This is a genomic window from Virgibacillus natechei (assembly GCF_026013645.1).
Taxonomy (GTDB): domain Bacteria; phylum Bacillota; class Bacilli; order Bacillales; family Amphibacillaceae; genus Virgibacillus_L; species Virgibacillus_L natechei.
Genome location: NZ_CP110224.1, coordinates 947,544 through 973,271 on the forward strand (window position 1 = coordinate 947,544; position 25,728 = coordinate 973,271).

At 38.7% G+C, this 25,728-nt stretch carries 22 protein-coding genes; all 22 read left to right on the forward strand.

The annotated features are described in order from the left end of the window. Positions 1-155: 155 nt before the first annotated feature. The 22 genes from OLD84_RS05150 (at position 156) to OLD84_RS05255 (ending at position 25,701) form a co-directional block, all read left to right on the forward strand. The gene (locus OLD84_RS05150) at positions 156-1,898 is read left to right on the forward strand and encodes an adenine deaminase C-terminal domain-containing protein (protein ID WP_209463553.1); all 1,743 of its coding nucleotides are present in this window, start codon (positions 156-158) and stop codon (positions 1,896-1,898) included. A 58-nt stretch (positions 1,899-1,956) separates the two neighbouring features. Next, complete coding sequence (locus OLD84_RS05155) at positions 1,957-3,021, forward strand: DUF3048 domain-containing protein (protein WP_209463552.1); 1,065 nt, start codon at positions 1,957-1,959, stop codon at positions 3,019-3,021. Between the two features lie 21 nt (positions 3,022-3,042). After that, the gene (locus OLD84_RS05160; protein WP_209463551.1) at positions 3,043-3,339 is read left to right on the forward strand and encodes a YerC/YecD family TrpR-related protein; all 297 of its coding nucleotides are present in this window, start codon (positions 3,043-3,045) and stop codon (positions 3,337-3,339) included. A 532-nt stretch (positions 3,340-3,871) separates the two neighbouring features. Further along, a complete protein-coding gene (locus tag OLD84_RS05165; RefSeq protein ID WP_209463604.1) occupies positions 3,872-4,549 on the forward strand; it encodes a heptaprenylglyceryl phosphate synthase in 678 nt (225 codons plus the stop codon). A gap of 18 nt (positions 4,550-4,567) precedes the next feature. Continuing rightward, on the forward strand, positions 4,568-6,787 hold the full coding sequence (gene pcrA / locus OLD84_RS05170) for a DNA helicase PcrA (RefSeq protein WP_209463550.1): 2,220 nt from the start codon (positions 4,568-4,570) through the stop codon (positions 6,785-6,787). Between the two features lie 14 nt (positions 6,788-6,801). Then, positions 6,802-8,796, forward strand: a complete 1,995-nt coding sequence (gene ligA, locus OLD84_RS05175; RefSeq protein WP_209463549.1) for an NAD-dependent DNA ligase LigA — start codon at positions 6,802-6,804, stop codon at positions 8,794-8,796. A gap of 13 nt (positions 8,797-8,809) precedes the next feature. Continuing rightward, the gene (locus OLD84_RS05180; protein ID WP_209463548.1) at positions 8,810-10,045 is read left to right on the forward strand and encodes a CamS family sex pheromone protein; all 1,236 of its coding nucleotides are present in this window, start codon (positions 8,810-8,812) and stop codon (positions 10,043-10,045) included. A 372-nt stretch (positions 10,046-10,417) separates the two neighbouring features. Continuing rightward, positions 10,418-11,968, forward strand: a complete 1,551-nt coding sequence (gene pruA / locus OLD84_RS05185; protein ID WP_209463547.1) for an L-glutamate gamma-semialdehyde dehydrogenase — start codon at positions 10,418-10,420, stop codon at positions 11,966-11,968. 212 nt (positions 11,969-12,180) lie between these two features. Further along, entirely contained in the window at positions 12,181-13,458 is a 1,278-nt protein-coding gene (locus OLD84_RS05190; protein ID WP_319961974.1) for a helix-turn-helix domain-containing protein, read from the forward strand. 13 nt (positions 13,459-13,471) lie between these two features. Next, the gene (locus tag OLD84_RS05195; RefSeq protein WP_264917288.1) at positions 13,472-13,615 is read left to right on the forward strand and encodes a hypothetical protein; all 144 of its coding nucleotides are present in this window, start codon (positions 13,472-13,474) and stop codon (positions 13,613-13,615) included. 604 nt (positions 13,616-14,219) lie between these two features. Beyond that, positions 14,220-14,510, forward strand: coding sequence for an Asp-tRNA(Asn)/Glu-tRNA(Gln) amidotransferase subunit GatC (gene gatC, locus OLD84_RS05200; protein WP_209463545.1), 291 nt, complete (start codon positions 14,220-14,222; stop codon positions 14,508-14,510). Positions 14,511-14,522: 12 nt separating this feature from the next. Further along, entirely contained in the window at positions 14,523-15,998 is a 1,476-nt protein-coding gene (gene gatA / locus OLD84_RS05205; RefSeq protein WP_209463544.1) for an Asp-tRNA(Asn)/Glu-tRNA(Gln) amidotransferase subunit GatA, read from the forward strand. Further along, on the forward strand, positions 15,995-17,425 hold the full coding sequence (gene gatB, locus OLD84_RS05210) for an Asp-tRNA(Asn)/Glu-tRNA(Gln) amidotransferase subunit GatB (RefSeq protein WP_209463543.1): 1,431 nt from the start codon (positions 15,995-15,997) through the stop codon (positions 17,423-17,425). The genes gatA and gatB overlap by 4 nt, the downstream gene beginning before the upstream one ends. Positions 17,426-17,598: 173 nt before the next feature. Continuing rightward, positions 17,599-18,516: a diacylglycerol kinase gene (locus OLD84_RS05215; protein WP_209463542.1), complete on the forward strand. Its 918-nt coding sequence runs from the start codon at positions 17,599-17,601 to the stop codon at positions 18,514-18,516. A gap of 129 nt (positions 18,517-18,645) precedes the next feature. Then, positions 18,646-20,031: a 23S rRNA (uracil(1939)-C(5))-methyltransferase RlmD gene (gene rlmD / locus OLD84_RS05220; protein ID WP_209463541.1), complete on the forward strand. Its 1,386-nt coding sequence runs from the start codon at positions 18,646-18,648 to the stop codon at positions 20,029-20,031. 227 nt (positions 20,032-20,258) lie between these two features. Beyond that, complete coding sequence (tnpA, locus tag OLD84_RS05225) at positions 20,259-20,690, forward strand: IS200/IS605 family transposase (protein WP_209463540.1); 432 nt, start codon at positions 20,259-20,261, stop codon at positions 20,688-20,690. An 820-nt stretch (positions 20,691-21,510) separates the two neighbouring features. After that, entirely contained in the window at positions 21,511-22,053 is a 543-nt protein-coding gene (locus tag OLD84_RS05230; protein ID WP_209463539.1) for a DinB family protein, read from the forward strand. A 152-nt stretch (positions 22,054-22,205) separates the two neighbouring features. Next, a complete protein-coding gene (locus OLD84_RS05235) occupies positions 22,206-22,604 on the forward strand; it encodes a hypothetical protein (RefSeq protein WP_209463538.1) in 399 nt (132 codons plus the stop codon). 186 nt (positions 22,605-22,790) lie between these two features. Then, on the forward strand, positions 22,791-23,252 hold the full coding sequence (locus OLD84_RS05240) for an NUDIX hydrolase (RefSeq protein ID WP_209463537.1): 462 nt from the start codon (positions 22,791-22,793) through the stop codon (positions 23,250-23,252). Between the two features lie 196 nt (positions 23,253-23,448). Beyond that, positions 23,449-23,781, forward strand: coding sequence for a MazG nucleotide pyrophosphohydrolase domain-containing protein (locus OLD84_RS05245; protein WP_209463536.1), 333 nt, complete (start codon positions 23,449-23,451; stop codon positions 23,779-23,781). 1,223 nt (positions 23,782-25,004) lie between these two features. Then, positions 25,005-25,232: a hypothetical protein gene (locus OLD84_RS05250; protein ID WP_209463535.1), complete on the forward strand. Its 228-nt coding sequence runs from the start codon at positions 25,005-25,007 to the stop codon at positions 25,230-25,232. A 256-nt stretch (positions 25,233-25,488) separates the two neighbouring features. Beyond that, the gene (locus tag OLD84_RS05255; protein WP_209463534.1) at positions 25,489-25,701 is read left to right on the forward strand and encodes a hypothetical protein; all 213 of its coding nucleotides are present in this window, start codon (positions 25,489-25,491) and stop codon (positions 25,699-25,701) included. Positions 25,702-25,728 lie beyond the last annotated feature (27 nt).

A 25,728-nucleotide genomic window follows, 5' to 3' on the forward strand; every position in this document is an offset into this window, starting at 1 on the left:
TTAAATATATGTAAGATTTTTATCAAAAGTTTGTCGTAATCCCCCCTTTTCCTTCTGTCATAAAAATTTCACTTTATTTAACAAAAACTTCACAGTGTTAAAGCGTAAAGTATGATACCATAGAGAAAATGAATATTATTGGAGAGTTGAGTATTATGATCGAAAATGAATATTACTGGAGAAGCCGCGAGCTTAGGCACCATGTAAGGGTAATTGACGGAACGGAAGCACCTACGCTCATTTTAAAAAATAGTACGTATTTAAATACATATACCAAACAATGGTTACAAGCCAATATTTGGATTGCCAATGATCGAATTGTTTATGTAGGAGAAGAATTACCTGTAAAACAAGATGGAACGGAAATAATAGATTGCGAGGGGAAATATCTGGTCCCAGGGTATATTGAACCACATGCCCACCCATTTCAATTGTATAATCCAGAAGAATTGGCGTACCATGCTGCAAAAACTGGAACGACTACACTGATAAATGATAACTTAGCATGGCATTTTTTATTGGATAAAAAGAAAGCGTTTTCTTTATTAGAGGATTTTGACAAATTACCAATTTCAATGTATTGGTGGTCACGATTCGATTCACAAACAGCCCTTAAAGATGAAGAGGCGCTATTTAATACAGAAGAAATACTAGCATGGTTATCGCATCCATCTGTCGTTCAAGGCGGCGAGTTGACCTCCTGGCCAAGTTTACTAGATGGGGGAGACAGACTCCTTTATTGGATTCAGGAAACGAAACGGAATGGAAAGCCTGTCGAAGGACACTTTCCAGGAGCATCGGAAAAAACGTTAACGAAGATGAAATTATTTGGCGTGAATGCGGATCATGAATCGATGACGGGGGAAGATGTCATTAAACGCTTGCAATTAGGGTATCAGGTAGGGCTACGTTATTCTTCTATTAGACCCGATTTACCGAAGCTTATCGACGAAATAGTAGCAGCAAAACTGCCAACCTATGAAAACTTGACCATGAATACGGACGGTTCCACACCTGCCTTTTACGAGCAAGGATTGTTGAATGTTTGTATTGAAATCGCCATTGCTAAAGGGATTCCACTTGAGGATGCATATATGATGGCAAGCTACAACGCTGCAAAGCATCTCCGGCTGGAAGAGCAGCTTGGAAGTATCGCTCCTGGGCGCATTGCACATATTAATATTTTACGAGAAAAAAGCAATCCACATCCGGAGAGTGTATTGGCAAAAGGACAGTGGATCGTGAAAGAAGATGAAATTCAGGAAGTTGATCAGATGATTGATTGGGCGAAGTATGATATAGAGCCCCTTAGCTGTGATTGGGATGTAACAAAAGCAGATCTGCAATTTTCTGTACCGGTTGGGCTTGATCTGATTAATGATGTTATAATAAAACCATATGTAATCGAAATGGATATTACATTGGATGAGTTACCAACAAATAGAGAAGATGCCTTTCTTCTATTAATAGATCGGAATGGGAAGTGGCGCGTAAACTCTACGATTCGGGGGGTTACCGATCGATTGGGCGCTCTAGCAAGTTCTTATTCAACGACAGGGGATCTTGTCTTCATTGGAAAAAGTAAATCCGATATCTTGCTTGCATCGAAAAGACTGAAAGAAATCGGTGGTGGTATCGTGCTCGTACACCAGGGTGAAGTGTTATTTGAGTTGCCTCTCAACCTTAGTGGAATCATGTTTAATGGGAAAATGAGTACGCTAATCGAAAAAGAAAAGCAACTTAAAACGATACTCTCCGAATTTGGCTATAAACATTCCGACCTAATCTATACTATATTCTTTTTATCATCTACCCATTTGCCTTATGTGCGCATAACGCAGCAAGGAATAGTAGATGTGAAGAAAAAAGAGGTACTATTCCCAGCTACAATGCGCTAAACTATAATAAGGGTTTATTTCGTATGGATAGGAACTTCTAAAAAGGTGTTGGGAGATTATGAGAAAGTTAGTTTATATGCTGTTGGTGTTGTTTGTGCTTTTAGTCGGTTGTTCCAATGAAGAAGATCAAGCACAAGCAAATGAATCAAAAGGAAATAACATAAAAGAAAAAACAGAACCCCCAGAGGTAGAAGGCGAAGCAGAGGAGTTTGAAAATGTTTTTCCGTTAACTGGGATTGGAACAAATACGAATGCTGATAATCGGATGGTTAGTGTAATGGTGAATAATCACACAACAGCAAGACCGCAAACTGGTTTAACACAAGCAGATATGGTATTTGAAATTCTCGCAGAAGGTGATATCACACGCTTTTTGGCGCTTTATCAAAGTGATATGCCAGATGTGGTAGGGCCAGTTCGTAGTGCGAGGGAGTATTATTTTGATTTGGCAACGAATTATAATGCCCTTTATGTTTATCACGGGGCCGCAAATTTTGTGAATGAAATGATTCAAAATAGAGGTATTGAACACTTAGATGGATCTATCCATGATAATAATGGTCACTTGTTTAAACGTGAGTCGTTTCGTCCTGCACCGCATAATTCTTATCTGCAATTTGACGGGGTTTATGATGCAGCTGAGCGTCAGGGGTATGATACTACTGCCTCTGATGAACCGTTAGAATTTTTAACGGAGGATGAAGAGCAGGAATTGTCAGGTGATTCAGCAGAATATGTGGAAATTGCGTATTCCGATAACGCAAGGGATATTGTAGAATTTAACTATGACGTTAACAGTGAAAAATATACAAGATATAACGATCAGACAGAAACAGTCGATTTAGCTACGGGTGATCCTATTCAGGTGGATAATGTTTTCATTGTAGAAACCCATCATCAAGTGATTGATGATGAAGCTCGTAGATCAATTGATTTTGAGTCTGGCGGGAATGCCTATCTGATCCAAAAGGGAAAAATTCAGGAAGTCGAATGGACAAACCAAAATGGAAGAATAATTCCCGTTAAAGATGGTGTACCTTTAGGTTTTGCTCCAGGTAAAACATGGATTAATGTTGTTCCATCAAGTCCAGGAATAGGACAAGACGTAACGGTGTCAAGCTAGTTATCACAGGAGGTTGAGGACGTGCAGATTGATAAATTAAGAGGGGAACAATTGGATCAGTTGTTTGATGCAATATTATCGTTAAATGACCGGGAAGAATGCTATCGTTTTTTTGATGATATTGCCACAATGTCAGAAATACATTCGATATCCCAACGCCTACAAGTGGCGAAAATGCTAACAGAAGGACATACGTATAACGTTATTGAAAAAGAAGCGAATGCATCAACAGCTACCATTTCACGTGTGCGTAGGTCCCTTAATTACGGTAGTGATGGCTACCAAATTGTGCTGGATCGTATACTGGAGGATAAATAGATAATTGCACCGCTGCCTGCTAGGGTAGCGGTTTCTACATTATTGGGCAAGGAAGAATTAACCAGAGATCTAGTTAATCCACACCAGAAAATATCAACTATAGCAACAAATTCCTCATTATAACAGGCTTTTTTCTAAAAGATTGGGACTACGGTTACTCGTCCCACCGGAAAAGAATTGTTGTTTTTGACACACAATCTATAAAAGACGACGCAGTAACAATTCTTTTGCAAACGCTGGTTGAGAGCAGGGATTCGCTACGGAAACACATTTCGCTTTCCGCGGGTGGCTGAGGCCGTGCCCGCGGAAGGCATCCGCCCGGAGCGATCCCGAACGGCGTTTATAGCAAATACTTATAGCAAACAGAACTTACGTCGTCTTTTATGTCAACTGCGACATAGTTAAAAGCAACAACACTTATTAAAAGAGCCTCATAAAAAAGATTCTACATTTCCCTAAATTCCGAGCATGATTTTTGGTATAATAAATTAATGGATTATTATATTGGAGGATTAGATCATTGCCTATTACAATGAATGAATGGAAACATGTATTTAAGTTGGATCCTGCTAAGGAAATATCGGATGAGCATCTAGAAATGATCTGTGAATCAGGAACCGATGCTGTTATTGTCGGCGGAACAGATAATGTGACAATGGATGGTGTACTGGATTTACTCGTACGAATTCGCCGTTACAGCATACCATGCATTCTAGAAATTTCTGCAATGGAGGCCATTACTCCAGGGTTTGACTATTATTTTATACCGATGGTCATGAATTCCACTGAGAAAAAATGGATGATGGATATACAGCATCGAGCGATTAAACAATATAAGGAATGGATGAACTGGGATCAAATTCTTATGGAAGGGTATTGTATTTTAAATGAAGACGCAAAAGCCTTCACGCATACGAATAGCTATATGCCGGATGATGAAGACGTGACGGCATATGCATATATGGCAGAACGTGTATTTCATTTGCCAGTATTTTATATGGAATACAGTGGAAAATACGGAGATCCAAAACTAGTTGAACAAGTAAAAAGACAGCTTAACAACACATTGCTTTTTTATGGCGGAGGGATCGAGAACGATAGCCAGGCACGTGAAATGAACGAGCATGCAGATGTTATTGTAGTAGGAAATAGTATTTATACAGGAATAGAGGAAGCAATTAAAACCGTACATGCAGTTAAAGATTATTGATTTAGGGGTGGAGTAAACATGAGTCAGACAATAGATGACTTATTAAAGGGATTAAATAAAGAACAACGTGAAGCGGTTAAACATACGGATGGGCCACTGCTAATTATGGCAGGTGCTGGAAGCGGGAAAACGCGAGTGCTTACCCATCGCATCGCGTATTTACTTGCAGAAAAAGACGTAGCTGCAAGAAATGTCTTGGCTATTACATTTACGAATAAAGCAGCACGGGAGATGAAGGAAAGGGTACGTAAATTAGTTGGCCCGGAGAGTGGACAGATGTGGGTTTCTACATTCCACTCGATGTGTGTGCGTATTTTGCGACGGGATATTGACCGAATCGGATACAGTAGTAACTTTACGATTTTAGATGGTAGCGATCAACTGTCGGTAATTAAACAGGTTTTAAAAAATTTGAACATTGATCCGAAAAAATTTGATCCACGAGCAATGCTCGGCCAAATTAGTGGTGCGAAGAATGAGCTGATTACACCGGAGGAATATAGCAACAAGGTCGGCAATTTTTATGAGAGGCAAGTTGCGCAGATTTATGAAGCCTACCAAAAAATGCTACGAAAAAACCAGTCACTGGATTTTGATGATTTGATTATGCAAACCATTCACTTGTTCCAACGTATTCCAGAAGTGCTAGAGTACTATCAACGCCGTTTTCAGTATATTCATGTGGATGAGTATCAGGATACGAATCATGCCCAGTACTACTTGGTAAAGCAGCTGGCAAGCCGTTATCAAAACCTTTGTGTCGTTGGTGATTCTGACCAGTCGATATACGGATGGCGCGGGGCGGATATTGCGAATATCCTTTCCTTTGAAAAGGACTATCCATCGTCACGGGCTGTATTCTTAGAGCAGAATTACCGTTCCACAAAGTCGATTCTGTCTGCGGCAAATACAGTAATTGGCAATAACACAGGCAGAAAACCGAAAAATCTTTGGACGGAAAATCCAGATGGAAAGAATATTCATTATTACCAGGGTGGGACAGAGCAAGAAGAGGCATTATTTATCACGGACAAACTTCAGGAACTCACAAGAGAAAAAGGGTATTCACCAAATGACTTGGCAATCTTGTATCGGACAAACGCACAATCACGTGCCATTGAGGACACGTTAATGAAATCGGGTGTCGCTTATCAAATGGTTGGCGGAACCAAGTTCTATGACCGTAAAGAAATCAAAGATATGGTTGCCTATTTACGCTTGATTACAAATCCAGATGACGATTTAAGCTTTGAACGTGTGGTGAATGTACCGAAGCGTGGTATTGGCAAAACATCGATTGAGCGATTGCGGGAACATGCTGCTAGCAATGATCTATCCTTTAACGAAGCTGTAAAAGAAGTTGATTTTACCGGGGTATCGAAGAAAGCTGCTAATGCTTTGGCGAAATTCGGAGATTTAATTCAAACCTTATATCAGCAACAGGAATTCCTAACCGCAACGGATATGGTGGAAGCTATTCTTGATCGCACGGGCTATAAAGAAATGCTGAAAAGCGAGCAATCACTTGAAGCGCAGAGCCGTCTGGAAAACCTGGAAGAGTTCATGACCGTTACGACTGATTTTGAAAAAACAACCGAGGACAAAACACTTGTCGCTTTCTTAACAGACCTTGCATTGATTGCAGACCTTGATCGTGTCGATGAAGAAGATACAGAGAATGAACCCAAAATTACTCTCATGACCTTACATGCAGCAAAAGGCCTGGAGTTCCCGGTAGTCTTTTTAATCGGTTTGGAGGAAAATGTCTTTCCACATAGTCGTTCCATGTTCGATGAGGATGAGATGGAAGAAGAACGAAGACTGGCCTATGTAGGTATTACGCGCGCTGAGCAGGAACTGTATTTAACCCATGCTAAAATGCGAACATTATATGGAAGAACCAATATGAATCCAATCAGCCGATTCATCAATGAAATTCCAGAAGAATTAGTCGATGGAATAGAACAAGCAAAAGCTGTCATGTTTGGTGGGGGATTCGGACAATCTAAAGATACAGCTTCACCAGCGAAACGAAAAGCAGAAAAAATACAACCAACAACTGGTGCAGAAAGTGAATCATGGATGCCAGGTGATAAAGCAAACCATAAGCTATGGGGCTTAGGTACCGTCGTTAAAGTTGAAGGAGAAGGGGAAGGGATAGAACTTGACGTCGCTTTTCCAGCGCCGACCGGCATCAAGCGTGTACTGGCTAAATTTGCCCCAATAACGAAACAATAGGAGGTGCTTGGTACGTGGAGAAACAACAAGCACAGGAAAAAATAGAGAATTTAAGTAAGCTGCTTACTACCTATAATTATGAATACCATGTCCTTGATAAACCAAGCGTTCCCGATGCGGAATATGACGAGAAGCTGCAAGAACTCTTGCGGTTGGAAGAAAAATTTCCGACCTTAATTACATCCGATTCTCCGACGCAGCGTGTTGGGGGTGAACCATTAGGATCCTTTCAAAAGGTGCAGCACAATGTATCAATGCTAAGTTTAGGCAATGCATTTAATGAAGGAGATTTACGAGATTTTGCAAGGCGTGCGGGTGACGGTACGGATAACCCGATTTCGTATATTTGTGAATTGAAAATAGACGGTTTGGCAGTATCGCTAACATATCAAAATGGGAAATTTGTTCGTGGAGCAACTCGAGGAGATGGGGAGGTAGGTGAAGATATAACGAGTAATTTGCGAACGATCCGCAGCATCCCTTTATCGATAGAGGAAACAGGAACAATTGAGATACGTGGAGAAGCATTTATGCCACATAAATCTTTCCTAGCTTTGAATGAAGCAAGACATGCAAATGAAGAAGAGCCGTTTGCCAATCCAAGAAATGCTGCGGCAGGATCGTTAAGGCAGCTCGACCCCAGAATTGCAGCAAAACGTAACTTGGACATATTTTTATATGGAGTAGGTGAATGGGAAGACAGCCAATTAACGTCACACAGTGAAAGGCTTGTAACATTACAGGAGTTAGGTTTTAAAACAAATCCGGAATGGAAAAAGTGCTCAACGATTGAGGAAGTCATTGAGTATGTTGACTATTGGACAGCCCAGCGGCCTCATTTACATTATGAAATAGACGGGATTGTTGTAAAAGTAGATGATCTTGACCAGCAAGAGGAGTTGGGATTCACCGCAAAAAGTCCACGGTGGGCGATTGCGTATAAATTTCCTGCAGAAGAAGCCGTTACAAAACTAATAGATATTGAACTGAGCGTCGGTAGGACAGGTGTTATTACACCAACTGCTATTTTGGAACCTGTTCAAGTAGCGGGTACAACCGTAAAACGTGCTTCCTTGCATAATGAGGATTTAATTCGTGAAAGAGACATTCGAATAGGGGATACGGTAGTCATCAAAAAAGCGGGAGATATTATTCCAGAAGTGGTTCGTGTCGTAGAAGATAAGCGGCATGATACAGTGGTAGAATATCATATGCCTGAAATATGTCCAGCTTGTGAGAGTGAATTGGTGCGACTAGAGGAAGAAGTGGCACTACGCTGTCTAAATCCGAATTGTCCTGCCCAATTGAAGGAAGGTCTTATTCACTTTGTCTCCCGTAATGCGATGAACATCGATGGTTTAGGTGAAAAAGTCATTATTCAACTCTTTCAGGAAGAATTAATTCATACAATGGCAGATTTATATCGACTTAAGCGAGAGGATCTGCTTCAATTGGAACGTATGGGTGAAAAATCAGTTACTAATTTATTGACAGCCATTGAAGCATCAAAAGAAAACTCATTGGAAAAGCTCTTATTCGGCTTAGGTATTCGGTTTATCGGTGCCAAAGCTGCTAAAACGATAGCTGTTGAATTTGAAACATTAGAGAATCTTCAAAACGCTACCTATGAGGAGCTTATCGCTGTTGATGAAATTGGCGAAAAGATGGCTGATGCTATTGTGCAGTATTTTTCCGAGCAAAAGGTAATAGATCTCTTGAATGAATTACGAGAGCTGAACCTTAATCTGGAATACAAAGGGCCGAAGCAAGAAAGAAATGGTATCTTTGCTGGTAAAACAGTCGTAATAACAGGAAGAATGGATAATTACACGCGAGGGGAAGCAAAAGCATTCATTGAAACGATGGGTGGCTCTGTGACAGGAAGTGTAAGTAAAAATACAGATATACTTATTGCGGGTGAAGATGCAGGTTCCAAGTATGATAAAGCAAAAAAGCTTGAGGTAACGATTTGGGACGAAAAGCAGCTTCAAGAAGCAATGGAAAGTTAGGATTGATAATACGATGAAAAAAGCGAGTATAGCATTAATGGGTGTCGTCCTGTTGCTTGCAAGTTGTGCACCAGACATGAATAACGAGGAAGAAATTGTGCAAGACGACGAATCGGAAGAAGAGACGGCTATTGTTCCGAGTAATCAATTATCTGAAGAAAATTATCGGATGATCCTACCCTATCAACCAAGTGAAGCTAGAGGGATTATCGTGGATCAAGTGGCAAATCGATTGGATATAGATGAAATGGAGCAAGGGATGAGACGTCATTCAATGGAGGTATATGATCCTAGCGATCATTATTTTCAAGAAGGGCAATATATAACAGAAAGCATGGTTTACGATTGGCTTGGTAGAGAGTTAACAGGGGAGCAATTTGAAACAGAACTCCAGGAGGAAATTGACCGACTTGAAGCAGCTGAAATGACCATTAACGATGAAGTGATCCAGAATATAGAGGACGATTTGCAGAAAGGCCATAATCCTCCTATAGAAGATGATGAAGATCAGGAAATGCATGAAGAAAATCCGCGTTATTTATCACATATTTTAGAACAAAATTACCTAACACAAGGTGAGGGTGAGGATGATTCTGTTCAACTAGCAGGTATTTCTATTGGGCTCGCATTAAAGTCAGTTTATCGTTTTCAAACAGAGATTGGTGGACCTTATTATTATGAAGATATCCCTGAGAACGAAATGATGGAGCAAGGACAAGAAATTGCGCAATCGGTACTTGAGGAAGTAAGGCAACTTGAAGGGCTGGAAAATGTACCCGTAATGTTTTCTCTGTACCGTGAAGAAGAGCAGTCGTCACCAGTACCGGGGAACTTTGTTGCCAAAACGAATGTTAGCGGCGGAGAAACATCCATTGATGATTGGGAATCAATTGACGAAGAAACGGTTCTTTTTCCATCAGATGAAGGAAGGGATAAATACTTCGAAGACCATGAGATTGTGTCTAACTTTGGTGATGAAATTGCCGAATTCTTTCCGAACTATACGGGTATAATTGGGGAGGGATTCTATATAGATGGTCAACTACAAAAGCTGACGATAGAAATTCCGCTTCAATTTTTTGGCAGTGCAGAGGTTACTGGATTCACGCAATTTGCCTACGGTTTAGTTCAGGAGATGTTCGCAGATTACTATGATTTAGAAATAAATATTACATCCAGTGATAAAGTGGAAAGTCTTATTTACCGGGAAGCTGGCGAGGACATGCCAAATGTTCATATTTATCATTAAGCTTTTTTTGACATAAAATTTATAGAATGCGACGTAATACCGCTACGGAAATACACTACGCTTTCCGCGGGCGGCTGGTGAGCCTCCTCGTGCTATCGCACTTCGGGGTCTCACCGATGCCTTTCCTCCCGCCGGAGTCTCCGTGTATTTCCTTCGCTGGTATAACATTGCAACATACTTCATTCAATCACATAATAGCTATGCACTCTAATGTTGGTTGATTGGAGCGGAGGACCGTTAAGAGAATTTCAGGGATGGTAACAATGTGGTTTGTTTAGTTTGTCATGACCTAGGTTAAAATATGGGGTGAGATGATGATTTCACCCTGTGATTTATGAAAGCGCATTCAATGATAGAGTGAGGAGGATTCCCATGGTAGTAGCGTACAAGCATGAACCTTTTACAGATTTCTCAGTAGAAGCGAATAAAAATGAACTGTTAGAAGCGTTAAAGCATATTGAATCTGATCTGGGAAAGGAGTATCCACTTATAATCGGTGGAGAACGTATTACGACAGAAGATAAAATTGTTTCAAAAAATCCTGCTAATAAAGAAGAAGTCATTGGTTATGTATCGAAGGCGGATAATGAATTGGCAGAGCAAGCAATGAAAGTTGCTGATGAAACCTTCTCAACATGGAGAAAATCGGATCCAGGGTTTCGTGCGGGTATCTTATTCCGCGCAGCAGCAATCGTTCGTCGCCGTAAGTTCGAATTCATAGCACATTTAATTAAGGAAGGCGGAAAGCCCTGGAAAGAATCGGATGCAGACGTTGCAGAAGGGATTGACTTCTTGGAATATTATGGTCGTCAAATCCTGGAATTGGGTCAAGGTGCTGAGGTTACCAGCAGGCCTATTGAATATAATCAATTTCATTACATTCCACTAGGTGTAGGGATTGTTATTTCACCATGGAATTTCTTATTTGCCATTATGGCCGGGACAACGACAGCTGCAATGGTATCCGGTAATACGGTGTTGCTGAAGCCAGCAAGTTCAACACCAATAATTGCCTATAAATTAATGGAAGTACTCGAAGAATCGGGTATGCCGGCAGGAGTTGTTAATTATATTCCTGGACCGGGTAGTGAAGTTGGGGATTACCTTGTCGATCATCCAAGAACGCGTTTTGTAAGTTTTACAGGCTCACGTGATGTGGGGACAGGTATCTTCGAACGCGCTGCAAAAGTACAGGACGGTCAACAATGGCTGAAGCGCACCATCATTGAAATGGGTGGTAAAGATACCATTGTCGTAGATCGTGATGCAGACCTAGAATTAGCCGCAGAATCAATTGTCCATTCAGCATTTGGGTTCTCTGGACAAAAATGTTCCGCGTGTTCCCGTGCTGTGATTCATGAAGATGTATATGAAGACGTGAAAGATCGTGTTGTTGAACTGACAAAAGAATTAACAGTTGGCAATCCATCCGAAGCATCCAACAAATATATGGGACCCGTTATCGACCAGCATGCCTTTGAAAAAATTATGGACTATATCGAACTAGGTAAAAAGGAAGGCAACCTACTTGTTGGTGGGGATGGCGATGATAGCAAAGGCTATTTTATTAATCCAACCGTTTTTGCAGATGTCGATCCTGAGGCGCGCATTATGCAAGAAGAAATATTCGGGCCAGTAGTAGGATTAACAAAGGCACAAGATTTTGATCAAGCGATTGACATTGCAAATAATACAGATTATGGACTAACTGGTGCCGTTATATCCAATAATCGAACACATATAGAAAAAGCCCGCGAAGACTTTCATGTAGGAAATCTTTACTTCAATAGAGGGTGTACGGCAGCAATTGTTGGATATCATCCATTTGGTGGATTTAATATGTCCGGAACAGACTCCAAAGCAGGTGGCCCGGATTACCTAATTCACCATATGCAAGGAAAGACAACCTCAGAAATGTTTTAAGTATAAAGTCTTACATTAATAATCAGTCCCTAAGAAGCAATTTCTACTCAAAAAGGGGCTGATTTTCCTCGTTTAGGAAAATTGTTCATTTTTCAGGGTGCTTTTTGCACCGAAATAGCGTAAAATCGATGTAATTTTCCCAATATGAATTTTCAGAATCTGTGTTATAATATAAATATAAGCAAAAGAAATAAAACTTATTTGATGTTAGGGTGGGTACATTGATAGAAATAGGATCCTTTATCAAACTACAACGACAAAAACAAGAAATGACACAGGGAGATTTAGCTAAAGGCATCGTTTCATTATCCTATTTATCAAAGATTGAAAACAAAAAGACGGAAGCAAGTCGGGAAATTATTCAATTAATATGTACGCGTTTAGGTATCCAGTTAGACAATGAATTAGATACAACCATCCAGGAAAAATGTAAGCAATGGTACAGCATGCTTTTTGAAGTTCATGACAAGGAACAAATCATTACGACATACCGCGAAGTGCAGGGACTAATGGATACCAATCTTACGAATAACTTACTGATGTTCGAGATTCATAAGATAAGATACTATCTGGTTCTCGGGAAGTTTGATAATGCGCTGGATAAGATTAATGAACTAAAAGATGTATCCAACACCTTTGATAACCTGCATCAATTCTATTGGTATAAGTTTCGAGGGAATTACAGTTCTTTAAATGGAGATTTTAACGAAGCCATGAGACTATACAAAATAGCAGAAGATAAAATCAGTCAGATTGAATTAGAAGATAAAGAAATTGCTGATCTACAATATATCATTGCGGTAACACATAGTAAGTTGCGAAATACATTGGAATCTATAGATTATGCAGAGAAAGCACTAGATATATACATGAAGGAATATAACTTTATGCGCTGTGCTCAATCCCATATCGTCTTAGGTATTTCGTATAGAAGAATTAAGATGTATGAAAAAGCTATTAAAAATTATAATCTGGCCAGACATTTAGGTGAGCTTAATAATGATAAACAAGTAATACAATTAACAAATTTAAATTTAGGATATCTGTATTCTGCTAAAGGAAATAAGAAAGATGCAATTCATTACTATTTAGAGGTTGCAGATGATTTAGACGTTGAAATGAATGCAAGATTAACTGCGGTCACAGCGTTAATTAAAGATTATTATTCCATTAATAATTTTGATGAAACCAAACAAATGATAGATAAGGGTTTTGAACTAATAGACATGGATAATAGTAGCGAAGCATATAAAAGTCATTATTATGTTCTAAATACATTCAGTTTTGCTATTAATCAAGAAAAAAGTAAATTTGAATCGATAGTAATTGATGAATTTATTCCGTATCTAAAAAAACATAAAGACCATGCTAATTTAGTTATTTATGCCAATATGTTAGGAGTTCATTTTGAAGAATTAAACAGGTATAAAGAATCTGTTAAATACTATAAACTCGCAAATTTAACATATGAAGAGTTAATAAATATTTAAAGGGGGGGAGAAGATGAAGAAAATGGTTACTACTATAGCGTTGAGTGCAATACTTGTAACAGGATTTATATTTGCAACAGACAATAGTCCAACAGATTTAGCTTCTGAATTAGAACCTAGTATTTTATCAATTGAACAACCTATCTCTTTTATCTAACTTTAAGAGCTAGTCGTACTTTTTTACCCTATTACTAATATGATGGATTGCCTGAAATAGCGTGGAACCTATTTCAGGCATTTTTTTGGGGAAATAGGAGTGGAAACCTTTTAAAGCAGGCCAAGTTTTCTAACATTAGATACAAAGCATTATCTAAATAGTTTTAAACTGGGTAAACTAGATAGTAATAGGAGTGTCTCTATTTTCTTTTTTAAGAGGGGGTTTAAAACGTCCGTTAAAATGACACATCGAGATAGGGGATCTTCGACTAAGTACCGACACGTCAATAGCCAACATCGAAGTCACTTTTATGAAGGTTGATTGGAGCGGAGTACAGTCGACTCCTGCGGGAACAGCACGAGTCTGAAGACCCCACAGCGGCGGTTTCCCGCGAGGAGGCTGAAGCCGTGCCCGCGGAAAGCGACTGTACGCAGCGGAAATCAACCTGGTAGTTACGTCGCATCATATAGATCTTGTTCCAAAACATCAATCTTTTAGAAAACAGCCTTCTTTAAACTTACCAATTAGTTGCCAATAGATGACTAATTCTGCTATTATCAATAGTATTGTGAGAGTTATTAAACCTTTGTTGGAGGTGTATGATATGACAGATATTACGAAGGATCAAGTGAAGCATGTTGCACACTTGGCACGACTTGCAGTTAGTGAAGAAGAAGCGGAAAAGCTGACGAAGGAATTGGGTGCGATTATGGATTTTTCGGATCAATTAAGTGAACTAGATACGGAAGGCATAGAGCCAACCGTGCATGATCAACATGTGTTAAATGTACTACGTAAGGACAAGCCAAAACAATGGGATAAGAAAGAAGAAGCTTTGAAAAATGCTCCCGATAAAGAGGCTGGTCAATTCAGAGTGCCATCGATATTGGAGTAGGGAGGGAAAACTATGTCGCTATTTGATTACAGTATAAAAGAGTTGGAACAAAAGATACATAATAAGGAAATTTCGGTTAAAGACCTGGTAAATACTTCCTATGATCGCATTGAAGAAGTGGATGATCAGGTGAAGGCATTTTTAACATTGGATAAAGAAAATGCACTTGAACAGGCAAACGAACTGGATAATGATACGACTGATCGTCAAACAAGTCGTTTATTCGGCATGCCGATTGGTATTAAGGACAATATCGTTACAATGGGGCTACGGACAACCTGTGGGAGTCAATTTTTAAGAAACTTCGATGACCCTTTATATAATGCTACTGTGATGAATAAGTTGAATGCGCAAAAAGCAGTAACGATTGGGAAATTGAATATGGATGAATTTGCGATGGGATCTTCCAATGAGAACTCTGGCTTCTATCCGACACGAAACCCTTGGAATACGGACTATGTACCAGGTGGATCCAGTGGCGGTTCAGCAGCATCTGTAGCAGCAGGAGAGGTGCTTTTTAGCTTAGGATCTGATACTGGTGGATCTATTCGTGAACCTGCAGCCTTTTGCGGTGTGGTAGGCATGAAGCCAACTTATGGTCGCGTATCGCGTTTTGGATTGGTTGCATTTGCTTCGTCACTCGATCAAATCGGTCCAATCACTCGTACGGTAGAGGATAATGCAAGAGTACTTGAAGTGATTTCAGGTCTGGATGAAAATGATTCAACTAGTGCAGATGTAGAAGTACCTGCTTTTACTGAATCGTTAACAAATGATGTTAAAGGATTAAAGATTGCAGTGCCAAAAGAATACCTCGGTGAAGGCGTATCGGAAGAAGTGAAAGCATCTATTCAACAAGTATTGAAAGTATATGAATCATTGGGTGCTACGTGGGAAGAGGTTTCGTTGCCACACTCCAAGTATGCCATTTCAACCTACTATATTATCGCATCATCGGAAGCATCAGCTAATCTTGCTCGCTTTGATGGAGTACGTTATGGCGTGCGTTCCGAAAATGCTACGAATATGATGGACATGTTCAAGCTTTCCCGTAGTGAAGGTTTTGGAGATGAAGTTAAACGTCGTATTATGCTCGGCACATTTGCGCTTAGCTCTGGTTATTATGACGCCTATTATAAAAAAGCACAAAAAGCACGAACATTAATCAAGAATGATTTCGAAGCTATTTTTAATGACTATGATATCGTGATTGGACCAACAGCGCCAACGCCGGCATTTAAAATTGGTGAAAAAACGGATGACCCATTAACGATGTATGCAAGTGATATTATCACTATTCCAGTGAACTTAGCAGGTTTGCCAGGAATTTCAGTACCTTGTGGATTTTCTGAAGAAGGACTTCCATTCGGTTTACAAATTATTGGCAAGCATTTTGATGAGGGCACTATTTATCGTGCTGCTCATGCTTATGAACAGGCAACAGATCATCATAAAAAACGACCTCAATTAGGAGGTGCAGGCAAATGAATTTTGAAACGATTATTGGACTAGAAGTTCATGTTGAATTAAAAACGAACTCAAAAATCTTCAGCTCTAGCCCAAATAAATTTGGTGCGGAACCAAACAGTAATGTGGATCCAATCGACTTAGGTTATCCAGGGACGCTACCTGTCTTGAACGAAGAAGCGGTCAATTTTGCGATGAAAGCTGCAATGGCATTGAACTGTGAAATTGCCGAAGATACAAAATTTGATCGTAAGAATTATTTCTATCCAGATAACCCAAAGGCCTATCAGATTTCACAATTCGATAAACCAATTGGCGAAAATGGTTGGATTGAAATTGAAGTAAACGGCAAGACGAAGCGCATCGGCATAACGCGTCTACACCTGGAGGAAGATGCAGGAAAACTGACCCACGGGGATGATGGTTATTCCTTGGTCGATTTTAACAGGCAAGGAACTCCATTAGTTGAGATCGTATCAGAACCGGATTTGCGCTCCCCAGAAGAAGCATATGCATATCTAGAAAAACTGAAAAATATTATACAATATACAGGTGTTTCGGACGTGAAAATGGAAGAAGGATCCTTGCGTTGTGATGCCAATATTTCATTAAGACCGATTGGACAAGAGGAGTTTGGAGCAAAAGCTGAATTAAAAAACTTGAATTCCTTTGCATATGTACAAAAAGGACTTGAATTTGAAGAAAAAAGACAGGAAAAAGAATTATTAGCTGGTGGCGAAATTCTTCAAGAAACGCGTCGTTATGACGAGAAAACAAAAGAAACCGTACTAATGCGTATTAAAGAAGGTTCTGATGATTATCGTTATTTCCCTGAACCGGATCTTTTGCCACTATTTATTGATGAGGCATGGAAAGAACGAATTCGAAACGAGATCCCGGAACTGCCTGACGCAAGGAAAAAGCGTTATATAGATGAGCTAGAACTGTCTGAATATGATGCAGCTGTTTTAACAGATTCGAAGCAGATGGCTGACTTCTTTGAAGAAACCGTCCAACATGGAGCGGCTATCAAACAGGCAACGAACTGGTTAATGGGCGAAGTTTCCGCCTATATGAACAAACATCAAAAAGAATTAGATGACCTGTCGATTACACCAGAATCATTAGGGAAGATGATTCAGTTAATCGAGGATGGAACATTATCTTCTAAAATGGGTAAAAAGGTATTCGCTGAATTAGTTGAAAATGGCGGTGATCCTGAGAAAATTATTAAGGATAAAGGGCTTGTACAAATTTCTGATGAAGGTCAGTTGAAAGAAATAATTACCGGAATTTTGGATGAGAATGAGCAATCCGTTACCGATTACAAAAATGGGAAGGAACAAGCTGTGAAATTCCTGGTTGGTCAGGTTATGAAAGCGACAAAAGGCCAAGCCAACCCTCCGATGGTTAATAAGATTCTTTTAGAAGAAATAAATAATAGATAGTTGGAATGCTACCACCCTTTTGAGGTGGTAGTATGAATTTTTGTAAGTAGATAAACCACGTTTCAATAACCCCTTCAAGTTAGATGAATGAGGGTTATGGTATTATTTCGGACGAATTAGAATAGCACAACAGTGTCCCTGCATAATAGAAATAACAGGGGGGAGGAAACGTAATGAGGAATGCACGGATCATCTATAATCCGACATCTGGTCGAGAGTCATTTAAAAAGGAATTACCAACTGTTTTGGAGCGTTTTGAAGTGGCAGGGTATGAAACATCGACACATGCAACGACTAGCGAAGGGGATGCCACAGAGGCCGCGAAAGTAGCTGTTGATAGAAGGTATGACCTGATCGTTGTTGCAGGTGGGGATGGCACAATTAATGAAGTTATTAATGGAATGGCAGAGCAGGAACATCGCCCTAAACTTGGCATTATACCAGGAGGTACGACGAATGATTTTGCTCGTGCATTAAATATCCCGCGCGACATCAACAAAGCAGTTGATATTATTTTAGCTGATCAATCGAAGTTTTTGGATATTGGTAAAGTGAATAATCATTACTTCATGAATATAGCGGGTGGTGGTAAACTTACCGAGCTCACCTATGAGGTCCCAAGTAAGTTAAAGACAATGCTTGGTCATCTTGCTTATTATATGAAAGGGATCGAAATGCTTCCCTCCTTAAAACCAATACGTGCACAAATCGAATATGATGGAAACGTAATCGATGAAGAAATCATGTTATTTTTAGTAGCGAACACGAATTCAGTTGGTGGTTTTGAGAAACTTGCACCAAATGCTAGAATGGACGATGGTTACTTTGATTTACTGATCTTACGCAAAATAAATTTAGCTGAGTTTATTCGAATTGCGACACTTGCACAGCGTGGTCTCCACTTGGAGAGTGAGAATATTATCTATGCACAGGCAAAAGATATAAAAGTATCGACTGATGAAAAGATGCAATTGAATATAGATGGTGAATATGGCGGATTATTGCCTGGGGAATTTTTGAATCTACAACAGCATATTGAAATTCTATTACCAGATATATTTATCGAAAAAGAAACATTCGAATTGAAGTAGTGTTTCATTAAGTAAAAAAATGCACCGTATTTCGCGGTGCATTTTTTCATTTAAACGCGTAGGAATGCTATTATGGTAAAAGATATGATAAGATAATAATCACTTGTCAACGTAAAGGAAGATTAAAAAATGGCTAAACAATCAGCACCGGTTAAAAAGAATGAAACAATTACGCTTAGCTTTGAAGATCTCACACATGAAGGAAATGGTGTGGGAAAGATTGATGGCTATCCATTATTCGTACCCTATGGTTTGCCTGGTGAGGAAGCGCAAGTGAAGGTTATTAAAGTAAATAAAAATTTTGGCTTTGGGAAATTGCTTGAAGTGAAAAATCCAAGTCCTGAGCGCGTAGAGCCTCCTTGCGACGTTTTTTATAAATGTGGTGGCTGTCAAATCCAGCATATGAGCTATGACCTGCAGCTTGATATGAAACAAAATCAGGTGAAAAGCGTGATGCGCAAGATCGCACATCTGGATCATGTACCTGTCCATTCGACTATTGGCATGGAAGATCCGTGGCGCTATCGTAATAAGGTACAAATTCCTGTAGGTGAAAAGGACGGCGAACTGATAACCGGTTTTTATCAGAAACGAAGTCATGCGATTATTGAAGATCAGGATACATGTGTGGTTCAAGACGAAGTGAATGATCGAATGGTGGAGGCCGTTCGTCGTATAGCGAGTCGGTTAGGCATTCGGGCATATGATGAAAAAGGGCATCGTGGTGTATTGCGTCACATTATGGTCCGAACAGGAAGAGAAACAAATGATACGATGATCGTTCTCATTACACGCACGGAAAAGTTACCACATAAGGAGCAATTGATCAAAGAAATTACAGAAACCTATCCACATGTGAAATCGATCATGCATAACGTCAATAACAAACAAACGAATGTAATCTTCGGTCAAGAAATAAAACGTTTATGGGGAGAGGATTATATTTACGACACGATTGGTGATATCCGTTTTGCAATCTCAGCAAAATCATTTTACCAAGTTAATCCCCCACAGACGAAAATTCTATATGATAAAGCATTGGAATACGCGAAGATCGATAGCAATGATACCGTAATCGATGCTTACTGCGGGATTGGAAGTATTTCTTTATTTCTAGCTCAAAAAGCCAAAAAGGTCTATGGTGTCGAAGTCGTTCCTGAAGCAATAAATGATGCAAAGATGAATGCAGAATTAAACGACATCACAAATGCGGAATTCCACGTTGGAGAAGCAGAAAAAGTCATGCCAAAGTGGAAAGCACAAGGACTAAACCCAGACGTCATTGTAGTGGACCCGCCACGTAAGGGCTGTGATGAAGAGCTGTTAAAAGCGATGACTGATATGCAACCGAAGCGGATCGTTTACGTATCATGTAACCCATCAACATTAGCTAGAGACTTGCGCATATTGGAAGACGGTGGATATGAGACCCAAGAAGTCCAGCCAGTTGATATGTTTCCACAGACGAATCACGTAGAGTGTATCTCGCAACTCATTTTAAAAGAAGGCAACTAACCCTTACGGGTGTTGCCTTTTATGTTTTTTGGAAGGGATTTACGAAGTTATAGTAAATCCGAATATTTCCATCTGTGCTGCAGGTAATCTTCTCAACTAATGAATGTAAAATTTGAGGAGTTAGATCTTTAACTTACAAATACGTGGTCTAACTCCACCGTCTTTAGACGGTATCCGCTTTTAGCCCTATCCTTAAATGTCCATACTTGAAGTGTGAGGTGAATAGTATGGACGGATATCGAAAAAGTGGTCATGCAGTGTATGATATCAAGTATCACGTAATATGGGTAACAAAATATAGATATAAGATATTACGGGGGCACATAGCAGTAAGGACAAGGGAATTGATTAGACAGGGTTGTGAAGCAAGAGGAATTACAATTTTGCAAGGAAGTGTCGGTAAAGACCATATTCACTTATTGTTATCCTGCCCACCGAGTATTGCTCCAAGTAAAGTTTTGCAGTATCTAAAAGGCAGGTCATCAAGATTATTACAGGATGAATTTCCAGAACTGAAGAAGCGCTATTGGGGTCAGCATTTGTGGGCAAGAGGATACTTTTGTGCCACAGTTGGAACGGTAACAGATGAGATAATAAGAAATTATATAGCCAATCAATTCAATGAAGGCAAGGACGACATATTCAAGATTGAAGAATGAGTTTAGTCATATTTTGAATATGCTTCAGCTTAAGGACTTTGAGCAGGACTTCAGCCTGAATAGCGACTTTAGTCGCCGACATTTATGTCCAAATCCACCTGCTTTAGCAGGTGGTCGTTTAAGTAAGAAAAACTCCTTTAACTTATTTTCTAAATCTATAACATAGTCTTCATTTGTACATTCTTCAATATTGTGTTGAAGTTGAGTTTTCTCCAAATTCAATTTCGTAAGAGTTTGATCGGTTAACTCTCTATAATCAATTAACTCTTCCTTGGTTATTACTTTATCAGTGTATAAATTAACATACTCTAATTTTTTCTCACGTAAATCTTTAATTTTGTTGTCTAAATTAGCAGCGCTTTTAGACCATTTTTAACAGGTTAATTAACAGGAAATTTATGCATTAAAAAACATTACTTTGTGGTGAGGTTTTAGCACAAAAATAAAACAGCTCAGTTAATGTGAACAACGGGTTCACTTCAGAGGTGCAAACATTAAAAACACATTATAAAACACACGGATTTTCACAAGGGAAATCTCGTGTGTTTTTTATTGGTATATCAAGGATTAGAAGAGTTTTATTATCTATTCACAGAATAATTCACAACAGTGAAATATTTATTGTAGTGTGTGTGATTTTATTTTGATTTATGGTGTGAATTTAAATGTTAATTGCAATATTTAGTAAATACATTTAAAGGAATATAGGTATTTATGTTAGAATAAATACAGAGATTGTGAGCGATTACACTTAAACTAACGGTGCAGGTTAGTTGAACAAGAAAGTATGTTTTATGTAGTGATTAGGGGGATAACGAATATGGACGTACTTAATAAATTCAAAGAACTTAAGACATTTAAAATTGAGGAAATTCAAGGATATTCACCACAAATTGGGCAGTTGGTTTCTATGATGGAATATGCTAGATTTACAACATTAAATGAGGTTAGAGGGTTAACTGTTGAGCAGTTAGATTTTTTGCCAAATAAAGGGGGTAATTCAATTGGGGCATTATTGCTACATATAGCTGCTGTTGAGTTTGGATTTCAAGTTGAGTTATTCGATAGGAGAAAGCCTAATACTCAAGAGATTGAAGAATGGGGAGCTGCCTATCAACTTGATGATTTAGGAAGAAATGAGATTAAAGGTAATCCTTTAGAGTTTTATATCGAGAAATTGGAAAAGGTTCGTAACAGAACCTTAGAAGAGTTTAAAAAAAGAAATGACAAGTGGTTATACGAAGAAGCGGTTTGGGATAACAATTCATCCAATAATTATTTTATTTGGTTCCATACCTTCGAAGACGAAATCAACCATAGGGGACAAATTAGGATATTAAAAAAGATGCTACCTAATCTATAAATTGATTATGGTGATGATGGAACAATGTGAATTCTTCAACAAACGGGTGCTTTTCTTAAAGAACGATAATACTTCTTGCTTATTCAAGCGAACGGTAAAGTGGTTAAATATTAGAAATCAATTCATAATTATTTTAAAAGTGAGGTATATCAATGAAAAAGAAGTTGTTAATTGTTCTTGTCATTATCCTTTCCTTTAGCTTGATATTAAATGTTTATTTTGGAGTTTCCAGTTTTATAGAAAGCACCTATACCCCCGATTCAGAAGACAGAGATATTTTAGCTGAGATGACAAAAATGGTAATTGATAATGAGGAATATCAAGAGATTGCTACAAGAGAAACGGTTTATGCTATTGAACAAGGTGTTAGTCGATTTAATGTAAGTAATCCATCTTCTATTCATCATTACGAGATTCAAGTTCAAACGGAGAAGGAAACATATATATTTACTTGTATTGATGAGAAGTGTACAGATGTAAGTAATAAAGGTTGGACCTATTCCAGATATAGCGAAGAAGAGCCTATATTACCTTTGAACAAAAAGAATTGATTTTTTACTAATATTAGCTTTGTTCAATTAAGAAACTAATAAAAGTTGTCCCTTATTGTGCTAACGGGTGCTTTCCTTGAAGAAGGAATCGCATCCTTGTTCAACTATAGCCCAAGAGAGTTGAAGAACAAGTATAAAAAAAGGATTGCAAAAGAATGTTATTAACAAACTTTGGGGGAATGTATAATGGATACGACACCAAAACATATAATTGCAGTTTCTGCTAATGTTACTAACGAAAATGAAGAAACTCTATTAGTCAAGACACATTGGCGGTCTGATACTTGGGAAGCTCCAGGAGGACAGGTGGAAGAGGGAGAACCTCTTGATAAAGCTGTATGTAGAGAAATATTAGAGGAAACAGGAATAGTTATCGCACCTATTGGAATAACAGGATTGTATTACAATACTACGAAACATTTATTATCTGTGGTTTTTAAGGCGAAATATGTTAGTGGAGACATAAAAATTCAACCAGAAGAAATTAAAGAGGCTAAATTCATTAAACTAACTGAGGAAAATATTGATAGTTACATAACTCGCCCGCATATGAAGTCTCGCACAATTGATTGTATGAAAGCCAAAAATTTCATTCCTTATGAAACTTGGGAGGTAAATCCTTATAACTTAGTAGGTAGATTATTTTAATTCAACTATAGGGTGCAATTGTTGAACAAGGAAATTTGCACTTTGATTAACTAATGGGGAAGAATAGTGAAATTATAGCATTATAAATGCTGTAATTTAAGGCAATGGCAATCTGCACTATATAAAAAGAAAAGGTAATATGCTACTTTGTGTTGAATTTTTAATGAGAAAAATAATATTAAAAGTGAGGGTTCTTATGAAACAATTAACATTCCAAGAGTTCCAGAACTACCTAGCATTAAAATATAAAGAAGGACGCTCTTCATCTGCTTTATTTATGAAACTTGTAGAAGAAGTTGGCGAGGTAGCAGAGGTGCTAAACCAGCTAGAAGGTCGAAAGGAAATTTCTGGGGATACTCCTTTAGAAAAAGAGTTAGTTGATGTCATACATTACGCAATGGCAATTGCCAGTATAAATCACATTGATTTAACAAAAGCCATCATTAAAAAGGATAGTCAAGCTTCAATTAAATATAATCAATCTCCAAATTTAGAAGCGTTTTTAGTATTACAAGATAAAGAACATTAGAATTGAAAGTATTTCACTATTCAACTAACGGGTGCCGCTCGACAAGTTCTGTTATAAACGCTTTGTAGCGTGAAAAACAGGAAATAAAATAATTTCAACTTTACAACGGAGGATGGGAATGATGGAACCACGTTTCCCGAAACCAACCCGTCAAAACTCCTGCATGCGTTATGGCTGACAGGTCATAGGGTTTGAAGTACAGGTAGATTCGGCAGAACGAAGGCTGAAGCCATTCTGAAAAGAAAAGGTATGCCAACGGATATGCCGCACGGCTGAAAAACTAGATAAGGTGAGAATGTTCCGCTGAAAAGGGACTGACAAACTTCTGAATTTAAGGGTCTAAAGTTTGAACATAAGGAAACTTATGGGTCATCCAACGATGACGTGAGTGGTGTAAAGTAAAAATGCGCCCTCTGAAATACGCTATACCGAACAAAGGCGGTATCCAGCTCACAGGCTTACAGGAAGCACCTACGTTTAGAACGTATAGCTACGTTGTAAGGGACTTGGAAAGCAAGGAACGTTGAAACAAGGACTGTTATCCGAAACGGTTGCCATAAGGCAAAAGCTGAAAGGCATTTATCCTTGTGAGGGTAAGGGCATGACTCAGGAATCTCTTGTAATGGGAGTGGAGGAACAGCCCCAAGTCTAGCGAATGGAACGATGGTTTTCCAAGCGTGCATCGCACCGATCGGGTAGGAACGTGGGATTTTCCACAGTGCGAGCTTTCAAGCAAAAGGCATTTAGGCGATGGCCTTCTTGCTTGAAGGTAACGAGGAACTTATCATCTAGTAGATTCAGTTAGATGGAGCGCGGAATGCGGGGAAACTTGCACGTTCCGTGTGGAGCAGGGGAAAAGCTGGAGATAACTTCAAACGCTTACCTATTGCTGACGATAACCGAATAAATATGTTGTGCCGCAATAGGGCCATTATATGTAGTATACCAGAGCAATGAAAGAAGGGAGGAGTTTGGCTTGGAAGAAAATAGTATGAAACCAAAAAAATCAACTGTAATAAGTCTATTGGCTGGTGCCGTGTTTGGAGCAATCTTAGGAGTTATGGCTTATTATGGCCAATGGTTAGGGTGAGGGAAAGAATTATTATTACTAATTAAAATTATTGCGCTAACGGGCGCAAATCTGGAATAAAGCTGCGCCTGATAATGCTTTAAAGGGCCATTCAACGGAATAATATTTTCTTAAAAGGAGGAGGATACAATTAATGCTTATTATTGGTGCATTGGTACTACCAATCTTTATATATGCTCTTGTAATGTATTTTAAATTTTCTAGAAGTGATGAATCTAAGGATGAAAAAGAACAAATATTAGCTTATTCATCTAAATATGCACTTGGTGCATTTCCAATCGGATGGCTTATTCTCCATTTATATCACAATTTCATAGCGAGCATACCGTATGATACATACAGGGATCAATGTGGGTATTAGTATTACTGTTATTCACCATTCAAGAATTTGCGATCAATTATTATAAAAAAGAATGCAGCAATCGGAGGTCAGTCAGGAATAAGCATTGTGCCTCAATCGGGCCATATTGTTGAATAAATTGCTAAGGCAAGGTGCTTAAAATGCAATGTGTGGGCTTAGTAGTTAAATTTGAAAACATTTAAAATGCCGTAACAAGCAAATATCAGCCTTTAAGTAGGTTTTTCGTGTTATTGAAAAGCAATAAGGAGGTTTTAAGATGAGCAAAAAAACTATTTTGATTTTAGGGATTGTTTATGCGGTTGCGACTCTTATCTTGAATAATGTCCTGCAAACTGCTATTGGGGGATTTATGATGACGTTAAGTTTCGTAGCATTAGTAGTGGCAATTGTAGGTGCTATCTATTACTTAATTAAGTTTTCCATCAAACAATTTATTTATAATCGAAAGAATCGGAAAAGCATTGAATAATTCATACTATAAACTTTAACAGAATCT

Excerpts from the sequence above, each read along its gene's own strand:
- OLD84_RS05150 (WP_209463553.1), top strand. The coding sequence starts at position 156 with ATGATCGAAAATGAATATTACTGGAGAAGCCGCGAGCTTAGGCACCAT.
- OLD84_RS05155 (WP_209463552.1), top strand. The coding sequence starts at position 1,957 with ATGAGAAAGTTAGTTTATATGCTGTTGGTGTTGTTTGTGCTTTTAGTC.
- OLD84_RS05165 (WP_209463604.1), top strand. The coding sequence starts at position 3,872 with ATGAATGAATGGAAACATGTATTTAAGTTGGATCCTGCTAAGGAAATA.
- pcrA (WP_209463550.1), top strand. The coding sequence starts at position 4,568 with ATGAGTCAGACAATAGATGACTTATTAAAGGGATTAAATAAAGAACAA.
- OLD84_RS05180 (WP_209463548.1), top strand. The coding sequence starts at position 8,810 with ATGAAAAAAGCGAGTATAGCATTAATGGGTGTCGTCCTGTTGCTTGCA.
- pruA (WP_209463547.1), top strand. The coding sequence starts at position 10,418 with ATGGTAGTAGCGTACAAGCATGAACCTTTTACAGATTTCTCAGTAGAA.
- OLD84_RS05195 (WP_264917288.1), top strand. The coding sequence starts at position 13,472 with ATGAAGAAAATGGTTACTACTATAGCGTTGAGTGCAATACTTGTAACA.
- gatC (WP_209463545.1), top strand. The coding sequence starts at position 14,220 with ATGACAGATATTACGAAGGATCAAGTGAAGCATGTTGCACACTTGGCA.
- gatA (WP_209463544.1), top strand. The coding sequence starts at position 14,523 with ATGTCGCTATTTGATTACAGTATAAAAGAGTTGGAACAAAAGATACAT.
- gatB (WP_209463543.1), top strand. The coding sequence starts at position 15,995 with ATGAATTTTGAAACGATTATTGGACTAGAAGTTCATGTTGAATTAAAA.
- OLD84_RS05215 (WP_209463542.1), top strand. The coding sequence starts at position 17,599 with ATGAGGAATGCACGGATCATCTATAATCCGACATCTGGTCGAGAGTCA.
- rlmD (WP_209463541.1), top strand. The coding sequence starts at position 18,646 with ATGGCTAAACAATCAGCACCGGTTAAAAAGAATGAAACAATTACGCTT.
- tnpA (WP_209463540.1), top strand. The coding sequence starts at position 20,259 with ATGGACGGATATCGAAAAAGTGGTCATGCAGTGTATGATATCAAGTAT.
- OLD84_RS05230 (WP_209463539.1), top strand. The coding sequence starts at position 21,511 with ATGGACGTACTTAATAAATTCAAAGAACTTAAGACATTTAAAATTGAG.
- OLD84_RS05235 (WP_209463538.1), top strand. The coding sequence starts at position 22,206 with ATGAAAAAGAAGTTGTTAATTGTTCTTGTCATTATCCTTTCCTTTAGC.
- OLD84_RS05240 (WP_209463537.1), top strand. The coding sequence starts at position 22,791 with ATGGATACGACACCAAAACATATAATTGCAGTTTCTGCTAATGTTACT.
- OLD84_RS05245 (WP_209463536.1), top strand. The coding sequence starts at position 23,449 with ATGAAACAATTAACATTCCAAGAGTTCCAGAACTACCTAGCATTAAAA.
- OLD84_RS05250 (WP_209463535.1), top strand. The coding sequence starts at position 25,005 with ATGCTTATTATTGGTGCATTGGTACTACCAATCTTTATATATGCTCTT.
- OLD84_RS05255 (WP_209463534.1), top strand. The coding sequence starts at position 25,489 with ATGAGCAAAAAAACTATTTTGATTTTAGGGATTGTTTATGCGGTTGCG.